The 21,512-nt window shown below is 69.1% G+C and carries 13 protein-coding genes; 5 read left to right on the plus strand and 8 right to left on the minus strand.

All coding sequences use genetic code 11. The features are described 5' to 3' along the window. Positions 1 to 675 precede the first annotated feature (675 nt). On the plus strand, positions 676 to 3,162 hold the full coding sequence (locus LXT23_RS39490) for a PAS domain-containing sensor histidine kinase (RefSeq protein ID WP_253985625.1): 2,487 nt from the start codon (positions 676 to 678) through the stop codon (positions 3,160 to 3,162). On the opposite strand, the gene LXT23_RS39495 is transcribed toward LXT23_RS39490, so the two are convergent. Further along, entirely contained in the window at positions 3,159 to 3,635 is a 477-nt protein-coding gene (locus tag LXT23_RS39495; RefSeq protein WP_253985626.1) for an FBP domain-containing protein, read from the minus strand. The two genes, LXT23_RS39490 and LXT23_RS39495, sit on opposite strands and share 4 nt — an antisense overlap. Positions 3,636 to 3,892: 257 nt before the next feature. Here LXT23_RS39495 and LXT23_RS39500 point away from each other — a divergent pair, with 257 nt between their 5' ends. From LXT23_RS39500 to LXT23_RS39510, 3 genes are read left to right on the plus strand one after another with little or no spacing between them, the layout of a single operon-like run. Further along, positions 3,893 to 5,416 (plus strand): flavin-containing monooxygenase, encoded by a 1,524-nt coding sequence (locus LXT23_RS39500; RefSeq protein WP_253985627.1) that lies wholly within the window; start codon positions 3,893 to 3,895, stop codon positions 5,414 to 5,416. 39 nt (positions 5,417 to 5,455) lie between these two features. After that, the gene (locus LXT23_RS39505) at positions 5,456 to 6,301 is read left to right on the plus strand and encodes an SDR family NAD(P)-dependent oxidoreductase (RefSeq protein WP_253985628.1); all 846 of its coding nucleotides are present in this window, start codon (positions 5,456 to 5,458) and stop codon (positions 6,299 to 6,301) included. Continuing rightward, entirely contained in the window at positions 6,298 to 7,002 is a 705-nt protein-coding gene (locus LXT23_RS39510) for a QsdR family transcriptional regulator (protein ID WP_253985629.1), read from the plus strand. The genes LXT23_RS39505 and LXT23_RS39510 overlap by 4 nt, the downstream gene beginning before the upstream one ends. A gap of 12 nt (positions 7,003 to 7,014) precedes the next feature. Here the strand turns inward: LXT23_RS39510 and LXT23_RS39515 are convergent, their stop codons facing one another. Together LXT23_RS39515 and LXT23_RS39520 are read right to left on the minus strand one after the other, a co-directional pair. Beyond that, positions 7,015 to 8,289, minus strand: a complete 1,275-nt coding sequence (locus tag LXT23_RS39515; RefSeq protein WP_253985630.1) for an APC family permease — start codon at positions 8,287 to 8,289, stop codon at positions 7,015 to 7,017. 161 nt (positions 8,290 to 8,450) lie between these two features. Further along, positions 8,451 to 10,979, minus strand: a complete 2,529-nt coding sequence (locus LXT23_RS39520) for an ATP-binding protein (RefSeq protein ID WP_253985631.1) — start codon at positions 10,977 to 10,979, stop codon at positions 8,451 to 8,453. Positions 10,980 to 11,465: 486 nt separating this feature from the next. Here LXT23_RS39520 and rsgA point away from each other — a divergent pair, with 486 nt between their 5' ends. Further along, positions 11,466 to 12,557 carry a ribosome small subunit-dependent GTPase A gene (gene rsgA, locus LXT23_RS39525; RefSeq protein WP_253985632.1) on the plus strand — a complete coding sequence of 364 codons (1,092 nt, stop codon included), beginning with the start codon at positions 11,466 to 11,468 and terminating at the stop codon, positions 12,555 to 12,557. Positions 12,558 to 12,749: 192 nt separating this feature from the next. Here the strand turns inward: rsgA and LXT23_RS39530 are convergent, their stop codons facing one another. Genes LXT23_RS39530 through LXT23_RS39550 form a run of 5 tightly spaced genes read right to left on the minus strand, consistent with a single transcriptional unit; the run spans position 12,750 to position 21,496 of the window. Then, positions 12,750 to 13,760 (minus strand): hypothetical protein, encoded by a 1,011-nt coding sequence (locus tag LXT23_RS39530; RefSeq protein WP_253985633.1) that lies wholly within the window; start codon positions 13,758 to 13,760, stop codon positions 12,750 to 12,752. After that, positions 13,757 to 15,337: an AAA family ATPase gene (locus tag LXT23_RS39535; protein WP_253985634.1), complete on the minus strand. Its 1,581-nt coding sequence runs from the start codon at positions 15,335 to 15,337 to the stop codon at positions 13,757 to 13,759. The genes LXT23_RS39530 and LXT23_RS39535 overlap by 4 nt, the downstream gene beginning before the upstream one ends. Next, positions 15,337 to 16,572, minus strand: a complete 1,236-nt coding sequence (locus LXT23_RS39540; RefSeq protein ID WP_253985804.1) for a restriction endonuclease subunit S — start codon at positions 16,570 to 16,572, stop codon at positions 15,337 to 15,339. The genes LXT23_RS39535 and LXT23_RS39540 overlap by 1 nt, the downstream gene beginning before the upstream one ends. A gap of 5 nt (positions 16,573 to 16,577) precedes the next feature. After that, positions 16,578 to 18,086, minus strand: a complete 1,509-nt coding sequence (locus tag LXT23_RS39545; protein ID WP_253985635.1) for a type I restriction-modification system subunit M — start codon at positions 18,084 to 18,086, stop codon at positions 16,578 to 16,580. Then, entirely contained in the window at positions 18,083 to 21,496 is a 3,414-nt protein-coding gene (locus tag LXT23_RS39550) for a DEAD/DEAH box helicase family protein (protein WP_253985636.1), read from the minus strand. The genes LXT23_RS39545 and LXT23_RS39550 overlap by 4 nt, the downstream gene beginning before the upstream one ends. Positions 21,497 to 21,512 lie beyond the last annotated feature (16 nt).

The raw sequence follows: 21,512 nt of genomic DNA on the forward strand, positions 1-21,512 counted from the left end.
AGCACGGGGCAGCACGGCGGGATCGGGCAGCAAGGGCGGCGGGTAGGGCGGGGCAGCACGGGGCAGTACGGCGGATCGGGGTAGCAAGGGCGGCGGGTCGGGCGGGCAGCAAGGGCGGCGGGTTGGTCGGGCAGCACGGGCGGTGGGCAGCACGGGGCAGCAAGGGCGGCGGGTTGGTCGGGCAGCACGGGGCAGGAAGTACGGGCGGTGGGCAGCACGGGGCGGCAAGGGCGGCGGGTCGGGCGGGGCAGCACGGGGCAGTACGGGCGGCGGGTTGGTCGGGGCAGCACGGGGCAGTACGGGCGGCGGGTCGGTCGGGCAGTACGGGCAGCACGAGCAATACGGGCAGCAGCGGGGTAGGGCAGGGCAGCAAGCGCGGTACGGGGCAGTACGGGCGGCGGCGGGTAGGTCGGTCGTGGTGTACGGGCGAGGCAGGTGGGGCTCGCTCCAATCAGACGGCTCGGGCGTGGTGGATGGGGAAGAGGGAGCCGGTCCTCGGCGGAGGAGTGCTTTCGTGAGGGCCGGTTCGTCTCATTCAAGACCCTGCCGTGCGCCGAGCCGGAAGGCCGTCATCCAGGCGTGCACCGGGAGAACAGCTCACACGAGACAAAGCCTCGCCTGAGCGGATGACGCCTGGGGCGCATCGTGTTGGGTTCGATGGGGCACCCCCCATCCATGACGCCCTCCTCGGTCCTGCCCCAGCTCCAGCGGCTTCTCGATCTCGAGCGCATCCATGCGCCCAGCGAGCCGCCAGCGGATGCGCTCCTCCATCGGCTGCTGGCCACGCTGGATGCGGCGCCGGTGCTGCTCTCCTATATCGACACGCAGTATCGCTATCGCTTCTGCAACCGCGCTTATGAAACGTGGTTCGGTCATCCGCGCGAGCACTACGTGGGACGCACCATCCCGGAGGTGCTCGGTCAGAAGGCTTTCACGGCCATCCGCACCGAGGTGGAGGCGGCGCTCGCCGGCCAGATGGTGCGCTTCGAGCGGGTGGTTCCCTATCAGCATGGTGGCGCCCGCACGGTGGAGGCCTCCTACCTTCCCCACGTCCTCTCGGACGGGAGCGTTGCCGGCTACGTGGGGCTGGTGGTGGACATCACCGAGCTCAAGAGCGGCGCCGAGGCGAAGCGCCTGGCCGGTGTGCTCGAAGAGAGCGAGGCCCGTCTGCGGATGGTGCTGGAGGCCGGCTCGTTCGGCACGTGGGAGCTGGACCTCGCGACGGACCAGCACCGCTGGGACGCGCGCACCCGCGAAATCTTCGAGGCCCCCGGGGACGCGCCGGTGCCCCACGAGGCCTTCCTCGCCTCGGTGTGCGCGGATGACCTCTCGCGGGTGCGGGCGGGCGTGGCGCGCGCCCGGCGTGATGGCGTCTTCAGCCTGGACGCGGACCTCTGCGTGCACGGGTGGCAGACGGGACGGCAGCGCTGGCTCGCGGTGCGCGGCCGCGTCCACGCGGATGCCGCCGGCCGGCCCTCGCGCATCCTGGGCACGGTGCTGGACATCACCGAGCGCAAGCGGGCCGAGACGCGTGAGCGGCGGCTCCATGCCGCCGTCACCGCGCTCGCGCGCACCACCTGGCCGGAGGAAGTGGGGCGCGTGTTGCTGCGCGAGGCCGCTGGCGCGCTCGGCGCGGCCAGCGCCTCACTGGTGCTGGTGAGCGAAGACGGCCAGCACCTGGAGCTCCAGGCCGCCCAGGGCTTTCCCGAGGAGGCGCTGGCCGGGTGGCGCCGCTTTCCGCTCGACACGCCGGTGATGTTCGGCGAGACGGTGCGCGAGCGGCGGCCGGTGCTGCACATGAGCCTCGCGAGCCTCCTCACCGACTACCCCGCCCTGTCCGGCGCGGGCGAGAGCCTCGTCGGCCGCTCCTTCGTCTCCGTTCCCCTGCTGCTGGACGAGCAGGTGGTGGGGGCCATGGGCCTGAGCTTCGCGCGCGAGGACGCCTTCGATGCGGAGGACGTCTTCTTCCTCCAGTCCCTCGCCGGACAGGGCGCCCTCGCCGTGGAGCGCGCGCGCCTGCTCGCCGCCGAGCGCAAGGCGCGAGCCAGGGCGGAGGCGCTGCAGGCCGCGCTGGAGGCCGAGCGCCGCCAGCTCGCCTCGGTGCTGGAGCACCTGCCCGTGGGCGTCATGCTGGCGGAGGCTCCCTCGGGGCGCATCCTCAAGGCCAACCCCCATCTGGACGTGGTGCTGCGCAGGCCCTTCAGCACGGCGGAAACGGTCGCCGGGTACTCGGAGGCGTACCCGGCCCGACACCTCGATGGCCGCCCGGTGCTCCCGGAGGAGTGGCCGCTGGCGCGCTCCGTCCAACACGGCGAGACGGTGCGTGGCGAGACGGTGGAGCTGGAGCGCGGTGACGGCACGCATGGCATCGTGGAGCTGTCCTCCGCGCCCATCCTCGGCGCCGACGGACAGGTGGCGGCCGCCGTGGTGCTGGTCAGCGACGTCACCGAGCAGCGCCGCAACGCGGAGGCCCTGGAGCGCTCGGTGGCGCTGCGAGAGCAGTTCGTCAGCATCGTCAGTCATGACCTGCGCAGCCCCCTGCAGGCGGTGCTCACCAGCGCCGCCCTCCTCCAGCAGCAGCCGGAGCAGGGACCCGAGCGCGTGCGCCGCAACGCCACCCGCATCACCGCGAGCGCGGAGCGGATGGCGCGCCTCATCCGGGACCTGCTCGACCTGGCCCGCGCGCGCAGCGGCACCCTCATGCCCCTGCAGCCCCGCTCCGGGGTGCTCGAGGACGTCATGCGCGCGGCGGTGGCGGAGCTGGAGGTGGCCTACCCGCGCCGTGCCATCTCCCTCGACGTGGAGGGAGATACCGAAGGCCTGTGGGACGCGGACCGGCTGGAGCAGGTGGTGGGAAACCTCGTGGCCAACGCGCTCACCCACGGCGACCCGGAGCACCCCGTGCAGGTGCACCTGCGCGCGGAGCCTGAGCGGGTGGAGCTGTCCGTGCGCAACCGCGGCCGCCCCATCTCCCCCGAGCAGCTGCCCCGCCTCTTCGAGCCCTTCGCGCGCGGTGACGCCACCGGCGCGCCCTCCGGGCTGGGGCTGGGGCTGTTCATCGTGCGGGAAATCGTCGCGGCGCACGGCGGCCAGGTCTCCGCCCGCTCGTCAGAGGCGGAGGGCACCGTCTTCACCGTGGTGCTGCCCCGGCAGGCCGCCTAGACGGCGGGCTGGGGGCTGGGCTCGATGCCCAGCGCCTCCTGGGCGAAGCGGAACATGCGTGCGTTGAGCCGCTCGACGACTTCGAGCGGGTGGCGCCCGTCGCGGTCCGCCGCGTCCTCCAGCTTCTCCCGGCAGCGCAGGTCGACGCAGAGCGTGACGCCCACGCGGCGCCGGTTGTCCACGTCCGTGGTGAGCAGGCCCACCTCATGGGAGGCGCCGGAGTTGTGGCACCAGTCGCACATGCGGGTGGCCGGCTCCCCGCCGGGCGGCTCGCGCCGGAAGATGATGCCGATAGGCTTGCGGCTGCCCGGCGCGGAGAAGATGAGGTACACGCGCGCCCCGGACGTCTCGGTCCACGCGAGGTAGTCCCGGACGAAGAGCGGGAAGGTGATGCCCTCGGGCATCTCGATGACCCGGCGGTCCCGCGGTCTGAAGGACTCGATGAGTGCCCGGTCGGTCTCGAAGCGAAACACGGCGGCTCCTTTGGGAAGGCCTGCACTAACAGTCGACCCTCGCGGTAGCCACCCCAACCAGGCGGGCAGCCGGGGCCACCCCCGTCCGAGCCAGGAGCGCCGGGGCGGGCAGGAGCCGTCCCCCCACCGTGAGTCGTCCTCCGTCACTAAATCAACGGTGCGTCATCTTGCGGATTCGACGCATCTGGCGCCATGCTGGGACGCTGTAGCAGGGGCTCCACGGCCCGTGTGCTGGAACCTTCCACCCGGAGACCGCCATGTCCCCTCGACCTGCGCCGCACTTCCACGTCGCCATCGCGGGGAGCGGCTTCGGCGGCCTGGGCATGGCCATCCGGCTCAAGCAGGAGGGCCAGCAGGACTTCGTCATCTTCGAGCGGGCGTCGGAGGTGGGCGGCGTCTGGCGCGACAACTCCTATCCGGGCTGCGCGTGTGACGTGCAGTCCCACCTCTACTCGTTCTCCTTCGCGCCCAACCCGGGCTGGTCCCGCTCCTACTCGCCCCAGTCCGAAATCCACACGTACCTGCTGGGCTGCGCCGACCGGTACGGCATCCGGCCGCACATCCGGTTCAACCATGCGCTGCACTCGGCCCGGTGGGACGAGGGCGAGCAGCGCTGGCACCTCGAGACGTCACAGGGGCCCTACACGGCGGACGTGCTCGTCTCCGCCGTCGGAGGGCTGAGTGAGCCCGCCATCCCCCGGCTGCCCGGAATGGAGACGTTCCAGGGCAAGGTGATGCACTCGGCGCGGTGGGACCATGGCCATGACCTCACCGGCCGCGGGGTGGCCGTCATCGGCACCGGGGCCTCCGCCATCCAGTTCGTCCCGGCGATTCAGCCGAAGGTGGGCCGGCTGCTGCTCTTCCAGCGCACGCCGCCCTGGGTGATTCCGAGGAAGGACCGGGCCATCGGCAGGGCGGCGCGGTGGGTGTTCCAGCGGGTGCCGGGCGCGCAGCGGCTGCTGCGCGGGGTCATCTACGGGCTGCGGGAGCTCACCGCGTTCGGCTTCACCAACCCGTGGCTGCTCAAGCTCCTCCAGCATCAGGCCGTCCGGCACCTGAAGCAGTCCGTTCCGGACCCGGTGCTGCGCGCGAAGCTCACGCCGAGCTACACGCTGGGCTGCAAGCGCATCCTCCTGTCGGATGACTACCTGCCGGCGCTCACCCGGCCCAACGTGGACGTCATCACCGAGCCCATCCGCGAGGTGCGGGCGCACGCCATCGTCACCGCGGACGGCGTCGAGCACGCGGTGGACACGCTCATCCTGGGCACCGGCTTCCACGTGACGGACATGCCCATTGCCCACCACATCCGGGGGCGCGGCGGGCGCACGCTGGTGGAGGCGTGGGGCGGCACCATGAAGGCGCACCTGGGCACCACGGTGAGCGGCTTCCCCAACCTCTTCTTCCTCCTGGGGCCCAACACGGGGCTGGGCCACACCTCCGTCATCCTGATGATTGAGAGCCAGATAGAGCACGTGCTCGGCGCGCTCCGCTACCTGGAGGGCCGGGGCCTGGCCGCCGTGGAGCCCACCGCCGAGGCGCAGGCCGCGTTCGTCCAGGACGTCGACAGCAAGCTGGCCGGGACGGTGTGGATGCGGGGCGGCTGTGAGAGCTGGTACATGGACGCCACGGGCCGCGTCTCCACGCTGTGGCCGGGCACCACGTATGCGTTCCGCCGCCGCGTCGTGCGCTTCGAGCCTGGCGAGTACCTCGCCATTGCGCGCCACCGCCTTCCCGCCCCCGCTCCCCGGCGGAGCCTGCCGGCCCTGACTGGCGCCTGAAGCATCACCGAGGTTCCCCTTTCGCAGCGGAGGCAGTCCATGAAGTCCATCAAAGGCAAGGTCGCGGCCATCACCGGGGCGGGCTCGGGGATTGGCCGGGCGACGGCGGCGCTCTTCGCGCGCAACGGCTGCAACCTGGCGCTGTCCGACGTGAATGAGCAGGGCCTGTTCGAGACGGCGGAGCAGTGCCGCGCGCACGGCGTCCAGGTCCGCACCACGCGGGTGGACGTGGCCCAGCGTGAGGCGGTGCATTCCTGGGCGGATGACGTGGCGAGGGAGCTGGGCGCCGTCCACGTCGTCGTCAACAACGCGGGCGTCGCCCTGGGCGCCACCATCGAGGACACTCGGTACGAGGACTTCGAGTGGCTGATGAACATCAACTTCTGGGGCGTGGTGCACGGCACCAAGGCCTTCCTCCCGCACCTCAAGGCGGCGGGGGAGGGGCACATCGTCAACGTCTCCAGCGTCTTCGGCCTCATCGGCGTGCCCACGCAGGCGGCCTACAACTCCGCGAAGTTCGCGGTGAAGGGCTTCACGGAGGCGCTGCGCCAGGAGTTGGAGGTGGAGTCGCTGCCCATCGGCGTCACCTGCGTCCACCCGGGCGGCATCAAGACGAACATCGCGAAGAGTGCCCGGCTGACGCACCGCAAGGGGTGGGTGGACGCGGCCTCCAACGCGGACTTCGAGAAGTCCTTCGCCACCACGCCGGAGCGCGCCGCGTCCGACATCCTCTCCGCCATCCTGAAGAACCGGCGGCGCCTGCTCATCGGCGGTGACGCCGTCGTCATCGACCTCATGCAGCGGATGCTGCCCTCGCTGTACCAGCGGCTGATGGTGGTGGGGGCGAAGCGCCGGCGGCGCAAGCTGCTGGAGCAGCAGCCATGAAGACGCCGCGCGGCCAGGGGCCCGGTGCCGCGCGGAGGCCGGCGAAGCGTCCGGCCCCCTCCGTGCGGCGCACGCGGCCGAGCGCCCGGCTGACGCCGCTGGCCCGGCGGCTGGAGGCCCCGTCGCGAGCCACGCCCAGGGACTTGTTCGCCCTGGCGCTGGACTGGTGGACGCAGGGCGAGCGCTTCGACATCGGGAAGATGGCGCGGGTGCTGGGCGTCAGCCGCGCCACGGTGTTCCGCTGGGTGGGCACCCGGGAGCTGCTCTACGGGGAGGTCATCTCCTCGCTGTTCGAGGAGGCCCTCACCCGCGCCCGGAGCGAGTCGCGGGCCGAGGGGCCGGAGCTCATCGCGGATGTCACCTCGCGGCTGTTCCAGCTGCTGGTGACGCACGAGCCCCTGCGCCGCTTCGTCCAGCAGGACGCCGAGTACGCGATGCGCATCCTGATGTCGCGCAGCAGCACGGTGGAGCAGCGCTGCGCCGCCAGCGTCCGCGCGGCGCTGGAGGACGGCGTGCGGGCGGGCCTCATCCGGCCGGTGATGGAGCTGGACGCGCTGGCGTACGTCATCATCCGGATTGGCGAGTCCTTCCTCTACCGCGACGCCCTCACCGGAGACCCGGTGGACGTGGAGTCCGCCATCACCGCCATCCGCGTCCTCCTCACCGTGGAGCGGGAGGACGGGCAGGCGCGCCGCCGCTGAGGGCCGCGCGCGCTACTCCGGGGTGTCCGTCCGGGGAGGGCTGCGCAGCGCGTACAGCACGCCGCCCACCGCGAGCGCCACCGCGCCAGCGATGAGGTTGCGCGGCTGGGCGCTCAGCGCGAAGACGACGCACAGCGCGGCGGCCGCCACCGGAATCACCGGCCCGCCGGGAATCCGGAAGGCGCCCGGCTGCTGCTGGAGCTTGCGCCGCAGCACGGGGACGGCCAGCGCCGTGCCGAAATACGTCGCCAGCCGCGCCACCACCGACAGCGTGGCGAGCACCTCGAACGAGCCGGAGAAGGCCAGGGGCAGGGCGATGGCCGTCTGGGTGAGGATGGCCACCGCCGGGGTGCGGGTGCGCGGGTGGAGCGTCGCCAGCGCGCGGGGCCCGAAGCCGTCGCGCGCCAGGGCATAGAGGTAGCGCGGCCCCGCCAGCACCGTGTTGCTGTTGGTGCCGAGGATGGAGAGCACCGCGCCCACCGTCATCAGCAGCCCGCCCCCGCTGCCCAGGAAGCGCGCGGCCGCGTCCGCCAGCGGCGTCTTCGCCCCCACCACGCCCGGAAGGGTGCCCAGGGCCACCCACTGCACCGCCGTGTAGATGAAGGTGACGACGCCAATCTGCACGACGAGCGCGAAGGGCACGTCCCGCTTGGGGTTCTTGAACTCTCCGGCCGGCGCGGCCGTGTTCTCGAAGCCCGCGTAGGCGAAGAGCAGCAGCAGCACCGCGGCCCCCAGGCTGCCCTCGGACGTGGGGGCGACGGAGGCCGCCTGCTCCCACGACACGAAGAAGATGCCCACGCAGATGAAGACCAGCAGCGGCACCGTCTTGGTGATGGCCAGGAACACGGCCGTGCGCGCGCCGGACTTCACGCCCGCGACGTTGATGGCCGTGAGCAGCAGCAGCGGCAGGGCGATGGCCAGCGTCCGTCCCAGCCCCTCGTTGGCCTGCGGCCACAGGTACCCCAGCGCCCGCGCGAAGCCCGCGGACAGCGAGGCCACCGAGGAGACGCGCGCGAGCCACGTCATCCACCCCACCTCGAAGCCCACCAGGTCTCCGAAGGCCTCGCGCGTGTAGACATAGGCGCTGCCCGGCCGGTCGAAGTAGCTCGCCGCCTCCGCGAAGCAGAGCACCAGCATCAGCACGCCCAGCCCCGCCAGGACGATGGCGCCCACGCTCGCCGAGCCCAGGTTCGCCGCCGCCGCCGCCGGCAGCAGGTACACCCCGCTGCCGATGACGTCGTTGATGGAGAAGCCCACGATTTCCCAGCGGGAGACCGCGCGCTTCATCCCGAGGTCCGCGGGGGCCGGGGTCGCGGACGCCGCGGCCGGGGGTGGGGGAGTCGTCATTGGTGGAGGAATGCCGGCAGGGGTGGGGCGACGCAGGATAGTCGGACCCACGCCCCTTGTTGCCTGAATTCCTGAGAGGACGGGAAAAAGTGGCGGCCGGGTCAGCGATTCGGGCGCAGCGGCAGCACCACCTCGAAGCACGCCCCCTCGCCCGGGTGGCTCTCCACGCGGATGGTGCCTCCGTGGGCCTCCACCAGCTGCCGGGCGATGTAGAGGCCCAGGCCGAGGCCGCCGTAGTGGCGCTCGGAGATGGCGCGCTCGAACTTGCCGAACAGGCGCGGCAGCGCGTCGGGGGAGATGCCGATGCCCTCGTCCCGCACGGTGATGACGGCCTGGGGCCCGGCGGCCGTGGCCTCCATGTGGATGGGCCTGCCCGCGCCGTACTTCAGGGCGTTGGAGAGCAGGTTGCCGAAGACCTGCTCCAGCCGCGCGCGGTCCCAGTGGCCCATCACCTCCGGTGGGGCCTTCAGCTCCACCGTGCAGCCCGCCTTCGCGCACTCCGCCTCGAAGGCGGTGGCGACGTCCCGCAGCAGCGAGGCGAGGTCCACCGGCTCCAGGTGGACCTCCAGCTGGCCGGCGCTGATGCGCGAGACGTCCAGCAGGCCATCGACGAGGTGGGTGAGCCGCTTCGTCTGCGTGCACACCGCGTCGAGCACGGGCATGACCCTGCCCGCCGGAAGCATCCCATCGGGCGCCGCCTCCGCCTGACGCTGCAGCGCCTGCACCTTCAGGGTGATGGGCGTCAGGGGCGTGCGCAGCTCGTGGCTGGCCACGGAGATGAACTCGTCGCGCAGCCGCACCGCCTCCCGCGAGGCCTGGTACAGCCGGGCGTTCTCCACGGCGAGCGCGGCGCGCCGGGCGAGGTCCTCGGCCAGACGCACGTCCGCCTCCGTGAAGTGGCGGCCCGACTCGGCCTGCGCCAGCGACAGGGCCCCCAGCACCCGGCCGCGTGCGACGAGCGCCACGGTGATGTACGCGCACACGCCCAGCTCCCGGGCGAGGCGCGGGCGCTCCATGTCTCCCCAGGTCGACTCCACGAGGGCTTCCTCGGGGATGTGGCCCATCCAGTCGCTCTCGCCGGTGCGGAGCACGTGGGCGATGCCGCGGCGCCCCTCCGGGCGCAGGGGGTGGCGGCTCACGAAGTCCCGGACGTACTGCTCCTTCTCCGGGTCCGAGTGCGCGACGGCGAGGCGCCGGAAGCGGCCTTCCCCGTCGAGCACGTCCACCGCGCACCAGTCCGCGAGCGTGGGCACCGCGAGCCGCGCGAGCTGCCGGAGCGTGGTGTCGGTGTCCAGGGAGTTGCCCAGCAGGGCGCTCGCCTCCGCGAGGAAGCGGCTCGCCTCCGAGGCGCGCCGGGTGTCGTCGACGTCCGTCGCGGTGCCGAACCACTTGAGGAGGCGGCCCTGCTCGTCCCGCATGGGGAGGGCCCGCACGAGGAACCAGCGGTGCTGGCCGTCCGCGCGCCGCATGCGGTACTCCACGTCGTACGGCTCGCCCGTGCGCAGGCAGTGGGCCCACTGCTCGGAGGCCCGGGGCCGGTCGTCGGGGTGGATGAAGTCCGTCCACGTCACCGCGAGCGCCGCCTCCACGGTGCGGCCCACGTAGGCCGCGAAGACCTGGTTGATGTAGTCGGTCGTCCCGTCCGGCCGGGCCGTCCACACCACCTGGGGCATGGACTCGGCGAGGCTGCGGTACTCGCGCTCGCGCTCGCGCAGCGTGCGCTCGATGTCCTTGAGGTGGGTGATGTCCTGGAACGTCACCACGGCGCTCGCGGCGCGCTCGCCCAGCGGGGGCACCTGCGCGACGTCCGTCAGCAGCACCCGCTTGCCCAGGGGCGTGTGCCCGATGAACTGGAAGCCGGTGACAGTCTCTCCCCGGGCGGCCCGCACCGCGGGAAGCCCGGAGACGGGGATGGGACGCCCTTCCAGGTCCGTCGTGGTGAAGTCGCGGGCGTACTCCGCTTCCGAGGCCGTCCTGGGAAACGCACCGCCCCAGTGCTCGTCCGCCTTGTCGTTGGCGAAGAGGATGCGGGCCGTCTCCGCCTCCACCAGGACGAGCGGCACCGGCAGCCGGCGCAGGATGGACTGGAGCCACTCCTGCTGGGCCACCAGCGTGGCGTTGAGGTCATCCACCCGCCGCCGCTCCTCCTCCGCGCGCTGGAGCGCCTGGAGCTCTCGCGCGCGCAGGTCCTCCCGCTCCAGGGTCCTCGCGTGCCACAGCTCGAGGAACAGGGTCACCTTGGCCTTGAGCTGCTCCGGGAAGAGGGGCTTCTGGAGGAAGTCCACCGCGCCCGCCTGATAGGCGTGCACGACCTGGAGCGTGTCCGCGGGGCCGCCGGTGATGAACAGCAGGGGCAGGGCGTGGTGTCGTGACTCCTCGCGGATGCGCCGCGCCGTCTCGAAGCCATCCCAGGCGCCCGAGAGCCGCAGGTCCAGCAGCACCGCCACGAACTCGTGGCGGGGGAGCACGTCCAGCGCGGCTTCACCCGACGTCACGCACACGAGCGTGACGCCGAGCGGCTGGAGCACGCGCTGGAGCGCGAGCACGTCGGCCTCTGAGTCCTCGACCAGGAGGATGGCGGGAGCGGCCCTGCTGGATGTCACGCCGCGCACGTCGAATGCGGCACTCACGAGTGATGGCCCTCCGAAGGTGGGTTGCGGGGACAGCGGCCAGGGGTCGTCTTGCCTGGACGGGGGGCGTGTCCCGGCCGGAACATGGGGCCTCCCCCTGGGGCACGCCAGCCCCATCGCGGATTTCCTTGCGGCCGGTCCGGGCACCGCTCCGTCCCCTCGAAAGGCGCCTGGATTCGCGGCTCCAGAGTGCGGGATTGTGGACGCTTGGGGGCAAGGCCGGCGGCGTGCACGGGGCAGGTGCAGGGGCGCGGGAGGGTTGATATGCAGGGGGTGCCGGGCGGCGATGGACGCTGCCCCGCCAGTCCTCGGAGGCACGATGAACTCGCCCATTGCCCGTGACGCGGTGGAAGTCCTGTTCGCCCCGAGGGCACGGGCCGCCTAGGCGGTCTCTCGAGAAGGTCCGACGCAGCGCGGTCCCGCTCCCTCCGGGTGCCCTGAAATCCAGGTGCGCCTCAGGCACCGCTCTGTTCGGAGTTCCTTCCAGTGTCCATTGATTCTCTCGGCTGGGGTCCAGACCTCGCCCACGCATTCTCCGCCGTCCTGTCGCAGTCCTCCCTTCCCCTCGTACCCGGCCGCGTGGTGCGCCAGGCGCGCGGGCTCCTCTCCGTCCAGACGTCCGGGCAGGTCCTCCTCGCGCGGACGGCCGGACGGCTCCTCCACCATGCGCCCGACGCCGAGGCGCTGCCCACCATCGGTGACTGGGTAGCGCTGCAGCTGCCTGGCGGCGGCGGGGGCGAGGCGCTGCTCCACGCGGTGCTGCCCCGCCGGGGCGTCCTCATGCGCCGCGAGGCGGGCAGCGAGCGGGAAGGCCAGCTCATCGCCGCCAACCTGGACGTGGTGTTCCTGATGGCCGGGCTGGATGGGGACTTCAACCCCCGCCGCATCGAGCGGGCGCTCTCCCTGGCCTGGAACAGCGGGGCTTCCCCCGTGGTGGTGCTCAGCAAGGCGGACCTCGCGTCCGACCTGGCCGGGCACGTCCTCGAGGTGGAGGCGCTGGCGCCCGGTGTGCCCGTGCTCACGCTGAGCGCGCACAGCGGGGAGGGCGTCGAGGCGCTGCTCGCGCTGCTTCCCGCGGGGAGGACGGGCGCGCTGCTCGGCTCCTCGGGCGTGGGCAAGTCCACCCTCGTCAACCGGCTGCTGGGCGAGGCGCGGCTGACCACCCAGGCGGTCCGCGCCGATGACAGCCGGGGCCGCCACACCACCACACACCGCGAGCTGTTCGTGCTGCCCCACGGCGGGCTGCTCATCGACGGGCCCGGGATGCGCGAGCTGGGCGTGTGGGGTGAGGAGGAGGGCGTGGGCCAGGTGTTCGCGGACATCCTCGCGCTGGCGGAAGACTGCCGCTTCACGGACTGCGAGCACCGGAGCGAGCCGGGCTGCGCGGTGCGGGGCGCCGTGACGGCGGGCACGCTGCCCCAGGCGCGGGTGGACAGCTTCGAGAAGCTGCGGCGCGAGCAGGCCCATCAGGCGCGCCAGACGGACGCCGTCGCGCGGCGCGAGCAGAAGCGCAGGGAGCGCAACAACACCGTCCTGGGCTGGGAGGCGGGGAGGGCCAAGCGGCGCGGCCGTGACTGAGCGCTGAGACGGGACGGAGGCGGCGGGGACGCTCCCCGCCGCTTTCAAGCAGTAAAGAGCCTCGTGGCGCCGCAAGGTGCCACGGGTTTTCTTTTGTGCGGCCGAGCGCGTCCATGGACCGGGAAGCAGCGCATCCTCAGCATGGCTTGCCTCCCCTCTCCCTCATGTCTTGAAGAACGCGGCCCCCTAGGATCAAGGGCCATCAGCTACGACCGGAGGAGCCCCCGCGAAGCGGCTGTCCGCAATCAAGCGGTAGGCCGTGCCCCCCTCGCGGTACTCCGCCCAATGCGCGGCGTATTGCTCCTGGGTGAGCACTATCAGGTCGTCCGTCTGACGCGCTCCAGGCTCGCTCCGGTCAAGCCCGGTCAGCAGTGCGACGCCCCCCACTTCCGTCAGCACATAGCGGTTGTGCGGCCTGACTCTCCCTGAGCCTTCGGCCCATGCGAACACCCGAGCACTCACGCCCGGCTGAAGGAGTGGCTGAAGGCGCCGCTCGCACGCCGCCAGCCTGTTCCTCGCCAGCTCCTCCTCCGTCACACGGCGGCTCTGGACTCGCGCGGCCTGTTCAATGTCCTTGGGCTTGATCTCGAAATGGACCTGAATCAGGAGTTCGCCAACGCCGCGGCGCTTCTGCGCCACAAGCAGGTACTCCCTCATGGGCTCGAAGAACGCGGCAACCTCTACGTCGAAGTAGGGGTCGACGAACCGCAACTGCCTTGCGCAGCGGAGCACCGGCGCGAGCGCATTCGCCAGCTCTCGCGGGTGCCTCATGACGGGTGGAGCCGGAGGCGTCCAGGCAGGAAAGTCTTCCTCACCGAGTCGCTCCGCGACCACGAGATACGGCTCCGTGCGGGTGGATGTCCGGACGACAATCCCCCCGAAGGGGTACTGGCTGTGCTCGCGAGTGGCGGCCTCCAGCCAGGACTCTCCCTCTGCGAGCCTGCCACTCCGCTTCGTGCCGGACTGCTGGAGGTGCCGGAGCAACACCTCCAGGTTTTTGCGCGCTCGCTGTGCCTCCGCCGCCCCACCCTCGGCGAAGCTCGCCTGCAGCGCGCCCATCACGAGCTTCGCCCAGGCGGGGAAGGGGAACGCACAGGCCACGCGCCTTTGCCCCAACCCCATCTGGCAGAGAAAGGGATAGGCGACCCGGCGGTCATGCCAGGACGCCACCAGCTCCGGCTCGAGTGCGAACTCGTGAATCACGACCCGTAGACCTCCGCGAAGCGCTCGTCGAAGAATCCCCGGGGCCACGAGTCGAGGAACTCACCGTGCTCATCGACCCGGAGCCGTCGGATGCGGACACCCTCGGGAGTACTCTCCACGTACAGCACGCTCAGCATGTCCGCCGAGAAGGCCGGCGCCCCCTCGGGGAGGGTCTTCTCGGTCGTCTCGCGGATGCGGCGGAGCAGCCGCAGGATGAGGTGCTCGCTGTGAGTCTCCACCAGCACAGTGCGCCGTGAGCCTTCGCGCGTGGCGGCCTCGCTATACAGGTCTCCCAGGCCGACCTGGACCGCCGGATGGACGTGGATCTCCGGCTGCTCCACCAGCGAGAGCCCCCCACGCCCCTCGAGCGCCGCGACCACGACGGGGAGGACCTGGGAGATGCCTGCCCCCACCTCGGACGGCAGCACCAGATTGCCCACGCCGGTGTCGAGCAGCAAGCGGCGCACCGTCTTGTCGACGTGGCCCGCGGACAGCTCCTCTGCCGTGGCGGCATGCTCAAAGAGCTGCTGGACGACGACCTGGCACCCGGCGCCAAGCCGCTTCAGCCAGGTGTTTGTCCGCTCGACAAGGGTTCCGCGGTCTGCGAGCAGCAGCTCCCAGGCGGCGAGCCCGTCGGCCCAACTCGTGAGCCGGCCCGCGCGCTCGTAGAGAAACCCACGCGGAGGAACTGTCCGCAGCGGGCCGATGTAGAGCGCGTCCCGCAGCGACGACAGAAGCTGGGCGATGGTCCCGAGCACGACCATCTCCAGGAAGATCCGAACCTGGGCGGCGACCGCGACCTTCTCCTCGGTGTCGTCGCCCACCGCAATGACCCTTAGGGGCTCGTCCACGGGTGGGAGCGCGGAGCGACGCGACCGTGAGACGGCGAAGACGGGCTGCGAGCGCCCGTGGCCGAAGCCAGAGCCATCTCTGAGCCCGGAGCCAGCGACGTGCCCACCTCCCTCGGACTCCATTGCGCGGTGGAGCACCTCCTGGGGAACGGCGATCTCCGCCCAGCCTTCCTCGACGTCGCGTGCCGGCTCGGCGATAAGTGGGTGCTCAAGATTCACCCGGACGTTGAGTGGCTCGCCCTCGCGGAGGGAGGTTCCCGTCTCCAACCAGACGAGCGGTTCCGGCGCCCCCGCCACGCCAATGACCGCGCTCTCGACGAGCGGCCCCTGGTAGGTCGTGGTGGTCCTGTGGCGGATCGTCAACTCCAGCCAAGCGGACTCGACCTCGTCGTCAAGGTCTGGGAATGGGAATCCAGTGAGGTCCCTGCCGAACCGCTCCAGGTTGCCGGGGGTCGCGAACTCGGCTTTCAGCACGATAGCCCGATTACTCTCGTGCCGATGAACGAGTCGCGCGAACCCACCCAGTTCGAGCACGCTCCCACCGAGTTCAGTGCGGTCCACATCCGCGTTGCCGTGCTCAAGAACCTCGTGCAGGTAGAGCAACGCTTGGAGCACGGTGCTCTTTCCCGCGCTATTCGCGCCGAAGAGGAGCGTGAGCGAGGCGAAATCGATGCGCTGGCTCGAGGCGATACCCTTGAAATTCTCGATTTCAAGAGCGCTCAGCATCAGTTCACCTCCTTTGGCTGAAAGGCTCGATAAACAAGCGACGCGAAAAAATCGTTGGCAGTCTCGCGTGCAATCTCAAGCTGACGCGTCATTGCACGGATGCGCATCGTCGTTTCTGCAAACTTGCGCTGCCGTTCAAGTGGAGGAATTGGCAAGAGCAAGCTCTTGACCAAGCCGAGATTGAGCCCATGCATGATTGCTCCACGATTCGAGGCCGCAATCTGACTCAGAACTTCTGGATGGCGGAACAACGCCTGGGAGACGAACTCAGGTTCTGCCTGAGATCGATCTAGGGTTATTGTCGCCAGATGCTTCGTTGTGATCGCGGTTGGAATGTCATCGGGCACGACTGCCGAGCGCCCCGTAGTCCCCATGATCGTTACAATCACATCCCCAGGGAAAACCGTGTACCGACGCAGACGCTCGTATTTCTCCGGCGTGACGAATCTCCGCTCACCCCAAGCGAATCTGTTCTGAACAGCGTTATCAATTCCGAGAACGGCAACACCCTCGTCAGCAAACTCCGAATGCAGCAAGTCACTTCCGAAGGGGCCAGTACGCATCGAGTTCGGGCGAGAGGCCGCGAGACTCCCGACCGAACGCACATTCCAGGTTCCGTAGTCTGCCGCACCAGGCCCGACCATGTCCAAGAACGCCGAGCGCAGCAGTTCCTCGGTGAGTGCGATGGCATCCTTCCGCTTGCGGCGGATGGCGTCGGCCTTGTCGAGAATGTCGGCGATGCGGCGCTGCTCTGGAAGCGGAGGAAGCGGAATCTGCATGTCCCTCAGCTTCGCACCGCTGATTTTTGGCATACTACCTGCGGCGCCAGTAGCCATTCGGTCAAAGAATCTCCGACCATGCGGCGAATTCATATATCGCCAGACCCATCGCGTCGTCGCTTCGTCGGCAAAGCGCAATCGCATCATCAAGTCTGGATATATATATTCCTTCGGTGGTCCGTCATAGATCGCGGCGGTTCCAACAAGCTCCGCCGTGTTTGCACGTTGCACCAGCAGATCGCCAGGCTCTAGCCATGCCCACGAGTCCTCTGGAATCGTTTCGTAAAGAGGCTTGATGGTATCGGCAGAGAGTATGAAGTACCCTGCGGTAGTCGCACTCAGTTTGAGAGAGCGCGTTCCTTGTGCATCTGGCCCCGTTGCTGGCGAATAGCCGTTTGTCGGACCTTCAACCGCGATCTCTCCTAACCGAGCAAGCCGCCATCCAGGAGGAAGCATCTCAGTCACAGCTTTGCCTCCAGGTCGCTCAAATCCTTCGCAATCTGTGCCTCCAGGCAGCGCAGCCTCGCAAGAATCTCTTTCGGCGGGTCGTATTTGCTCTCTTCGTGCTGATCCTCCCTATACCGGTTGATCGACAGGTCGAAGTCCTTCCCCTCGATCTCCTTTACCGGCACCATGAAATGCTTCGCCGTGCGATCAGTGTCCTTCATCACGCTCCGCTTCCGCCAGCGTGCGAGCGCGTCGGGCAGGTCGTTCTCCTTCACCGGGTCGCGCTTGTCGTCGAGCGAGAAACCATCAGCCTCGACCTTGTAGAAGAACACATGGTCCGTCTTCCCGCCCTTCGTGAAGACGAGAATCGCGGTCGACACACCCGCGTAGGGCTTGAACACCCCCGACGGCAGCGAAATCACAGCCTCGAGCTGGTTCTCCTTCACGAGCAGCTTCCGGATCCCGGTATGTGCCTTCGACGAGCCGAAGAGCACCCCGTCTGGAACGATGGTGGCGCTCCGGCCGCCCTTCTTCAGCATGCGAAGGATGAGCGCCACGAACAGCAGCTCGGTCTTCTTCGTCTTCACCGCCTGCGTGAGCGTCGGGTGGACGTTGCCTTCGTCGAGGCTTCCCTTGAACGGGGGATTGGCGAGGATGACGTCAAAGCCACCCGTCGCCTGCTTCGGGAACTTCTCGGGGAACGCATTCGAGAGCGTGTCCTGGAAGTGGATGTCCGGATTCTCCACACCGTGGAGCATGAGATTCATCGAGGCGATGCGCAGCATCGTCGCATCGAAGTCGAAGCCGTGGAACATGCCACGCTGGACATGCTCCCGGTAAGGTTCGAGCAAGTCGCCAGTGTAGAGGGTCTCCCCAGTCTCAACCTTCAGCCTGCCCTCCGGCGAGGTGTGCGTCTCCAGCAGGTACTGCATCACGCTGACAAGGAAGCCGGCGGTGCCGCACGCTGGGTCACCGACGGTCTCCGTCGGCTTGGGCTCGAGCAGTTCGACCATAAAGCGGATGACATGGCGGGGCGTGCGGAACTGGCCATTGATGCCGGCGGTCGTGAGCTTGCTGAGCAGGTACTCGTAGAGGTCACCCTTGGCGTCACCATCGGTGATGGGCAGCTTGTCAATCATGTTCACGGCCGACACGAGCAGGCTCGGCTTATGAATCATGAGTTGCGCATCCTTCATGTACTCGGAGAAGGTCGTTCCGCCGTTGAGCTTGCGGAAGTGCGGGAACACCTCGTCGCGCACTACGCGCAGCATCCCTTCCGCGTCCTTCTGCTTGAAGTTCTTCCAGCGCCGCGGGTCGTCCCTGCCCGAGAAACGTCCCTGAAACGGCTTCTTCGTGCGCTCCGCCTTCCGCTCGCCGGTGGTCTCCATGACGTCGAGCAGGCGCGCGAACATCAGGAAGGAAATCTGCTCAATGACCGTCAGCGGATTCGTGATGCCGCCGGTCCAGAACTCGGTCCAAAGCTTGTTGATATCGCTCTGATACTGGGCTGAATGGGTGCTCATGAGGCCTGGCTGGTGGGGGGGCGGTCACCCGGGGCCGCCCGCTTGGGTTCGAAGGTGCTCAGAATGGCGAGGAACTCATCGACGGCACCGGGCTCGGTGAAGATGCCATCGACGCTCTCCGCATGGAGAGTGGTAAAGGGCGGCTCATAGAGGCGCTCGATTTCGATGCTGCCGTTCTGCGCGATGTGGTTCTGCACGGCCTGCAGGAAGCGGAGTTGCTGGGACGAGAGCCGCGGGTGCTTATGAACGAACGCGGTGAACGCCCGCTCCACTGCTGCCGCGTCCAGCCCGACGAGTCCACGGAACACGGTCAGCAGCGAGCTCCGTGTCTCCGGGTCATGGCCCACGAGGTGTTTCACGTTGGCCTTGTCGTCTACCTCAAGAACGAGCCGCGCGAGCTCTTCCAGCTCTTCCTCCCGCACGGTGCCGCCCGCGCGAATGCGCTGGAGAGTCGGGTTCTCGGCCAGGCGCTCGCGCAGCACCGCCTCGACACGCCGCTTGTACTCAACCAGGTCGAGCCCTTCGAGGCGGGGGATGTAGGTCGTCGCGGAGAAGTCCGCGTCGTCCACGTCGAAGACCTGCGGCGCGACGCGAGTGACCGGCGGGAGCTGCTGGTACTTCATGATTCCCCGCAGCTCCCGGCGGAGCCCCTCGAGCTGATGGACTTCGACCGAGGCCCAGAACTCCCTGCTCCGCACCTGCTGGATGGGCTCGGCAAGCGCCCTGACCGGGTTCTGATTCTTGGCCAGCAGCTCCACGGCCTCCTGCACCCGGGCCCGGAGGTCCTGCACCTTGGGTGCGCTTGGCCCTCCGCGGACCAGCTCGACTTCGAGCCGCGTCATGAGCAGGTCGAAGCGGTAGGCATCCTCGTCGCCGCGGATGTTCCGCAGGTGCTGGAGGGGCGCCGCGATGGACAGGAGGTCCGATTTCGTCGCGGCGGCGAAGTGGTGTACCCGGTCGCCATCCGCCAACATTTCGAGCTCCCGCCACTTGTCACGCGCATCAATGCTGTTCGTGTCCCGCGCGGCGCGGACATCCCCGATGATGAGCGCGGCGGCGGCCTCGAATGTGAAGGAATCCATCCTGTCCAGCGCGACCTGGGCCAGCTCGACGCGCGCCTCGAAGAGCTGCTGCAGCAGCGACTTCTGCGGCGAGGGCTGCGTCTCCTTGTACTTCTCATCGAAGTACCAGAAGTTCGACCAGAGGTCGAAGACGAGGAACTCCGTCTTGTCCCGGCCGGGGCCGAAGAGGTTTTTTCGGAGCCGCGTCCCGCGACCAATCATCTGCCAGAACTTCACGTAGGACTTCACCGGCCTGGCCAAGACGAGGTTCACGACCTCGGGGACGTCGATGCCAGTGTCGAGCATGTCCACCGAGATGGCGATGGTGAGCTCGCTGTCCGGCTTCTTGAAGTCGTCGATGAGCTGGTCGGCTCTGGGCTCCTGGTTGTCGATGACGCGGCAGAAGGTGGAGCCGTACTGCGGGTACAGCTCGCTGAACACCTCCGCGAGGTGGAGGGCGTGGACGTGGTTCCGCGCGAAGACGATGGTCTTCCCGACGTGGCTGCCGGTGGCCTCGCGGATTCCCTCCTCCATCAGCGAGCGCCAGATGAAACGCGTCGTGTCCTTGTTGAAGAAGAGCTTGTCGATGTCCTCCGCAGCGAAGTCCACCTGCTCGGCCGCTGGGTCCTGGGCCTCAAGCTGCTCACGCTGCTCCTCGGTCATCTTCCAGTAGCGCGCCCCCTCTACGCGGAACTGGCTGCTGAGCACGCGCACCCGGAAGGGCACGAGGAACGGCGGCTTCGAGTTGACCGCATCGTCGTAGCTGAAGTGCGAGGTCGGATCCTTGTCCTCGCAGCCGAAGAGCTCGTAGGTGTTGCGCTCGATGAAGCGGACGGGCGTCGCGGTGAGGCCGACTTCCAGGGCGTCGAAGTACTGGAATAGCGCGCGGAACTTCTTGTAGATGCTGCGGTGTGACTCGTCGGCGATGATGAGATCGAAGAAGCCGACGTCGAACTCCTCGAAGCACTTCATCATCGCCGGGTAGGTGGCCAGGTAGATGCGCTTATCGCGGTCTCCCGACGTGGTGCTGTCCACGACGACGCGCGGCTCGCCTGGCATGAACTCCTTGAAGACGCGATCCGCCTGCCTGCGCAGCTCCCGCCTGTCGCAGAGGAACAGGATGCGCTTCACCCAGCCGGCCCGCATCAGCACGTCACAGAGCGAGATGGCCACGCGCGTCTTGCCGGTGCCCGTCGCCTGCACCAGGAGCGCCTTGCGGAAGTTGAGGGTGAAGCGCTCGCAGACCTGCTTGACCGCCTCAAGCTGGTACATGCGGTTCGCGATGTCGAGGTTGGGCTCGACCATGGCGAGCGGCTTCTTGTTCGTCCTCTGGTGGGTGAGGTACTCGAGGCTGTCCTTGGAGTAGAAGCCGTATACCTTGCGCCACGGGTACTTCTGCGCGTCGTCCCACAAAAAGATGTCGACGCCGTTGGTGTAGAAGATGACCGGGCGGACTCCGCTCTCCTGCTCGAGGCTGTGGGCGTACATGCGGGCCTGCTCGGCGCCGGCACGGGCCTCCTTTGCGGTCCGCTTCGCCTCGATGACAGCCAGCGGCTTGCCGTCATCGCCGTAGAGCACGTAGTCAGCCACCCCCACTCCGGAGTCCGTCGGCAGGCGCGACAGCGGCACCTCCTGACCCACCTCGGCGGTGCTCTTGCCGTCCGGCCCCACGTCCCATCCCGCCGCCAGGAGCGCATGGTCGATGAGGCGGCGGCGCGTCGTCTCCTCATTGAACTGGAGGAGGGATGCGACGTTCTGCCCCTCCGCCTTGAGCCCGGCCAGCTCGGTGGCGTGCTCGGTGGCGGCGCGCTCCGCGTCGAGCCGCTTCCGGGTCTCCTCCTCCAGCGCGGCGAGCACCGACTCGTACTTCGCCTCGGCGAGGCGCAGCTTCTCGAGTGCCTCCCTCGTCTTGCCGGCGGCTCCCGGCTCCGGTGGGGGCGCCACGTACGCCGGGGCATCCTGGCGGTCCCCCCCATCAACCTGCACGTGGAACCAGCGGGCGATGTCGAAGAGCTGGGCGAGGCAGCTGAGCGAGAGCTGGCTCGTGATGGGGCGCCGGGGGTGGGCGGCGTGGTTGCCCCCCTTGCGTACGGCGTGGAGCTTGTTCTGGACGACCTCGGGAACGGACTGCCGGAACGGCTCTGCGGTCATCAAGTCGTTCAGGTTGTCGGAGAAGGGCGGCTGCAGCCGGTACTTCGTATAGATGGCGGCGACCGCGTGCTCGACGAAGCTGCGCTGCTTGATGAGGGAGCTGGCCGGGTCCTCGTGCGCGTAGCGCTCCGCGAAGCCCGCGAGGTCCGCGAGGACGGCGCGCTTGGCGCGGAGGAACTCGAAGTTCTGTGACTTCATGTTCGCGCGCTCCATG

This window comes from Pyxidicoccus xibeiensis (assembly GCF_024198175.1).
Classification (GTDB): domain Bacteria; phylum Myxococcota; class Myxococcia; order Myxococcales; family Myxococcaceae; genus Myxococcus; species Myxococcus xibeiensis.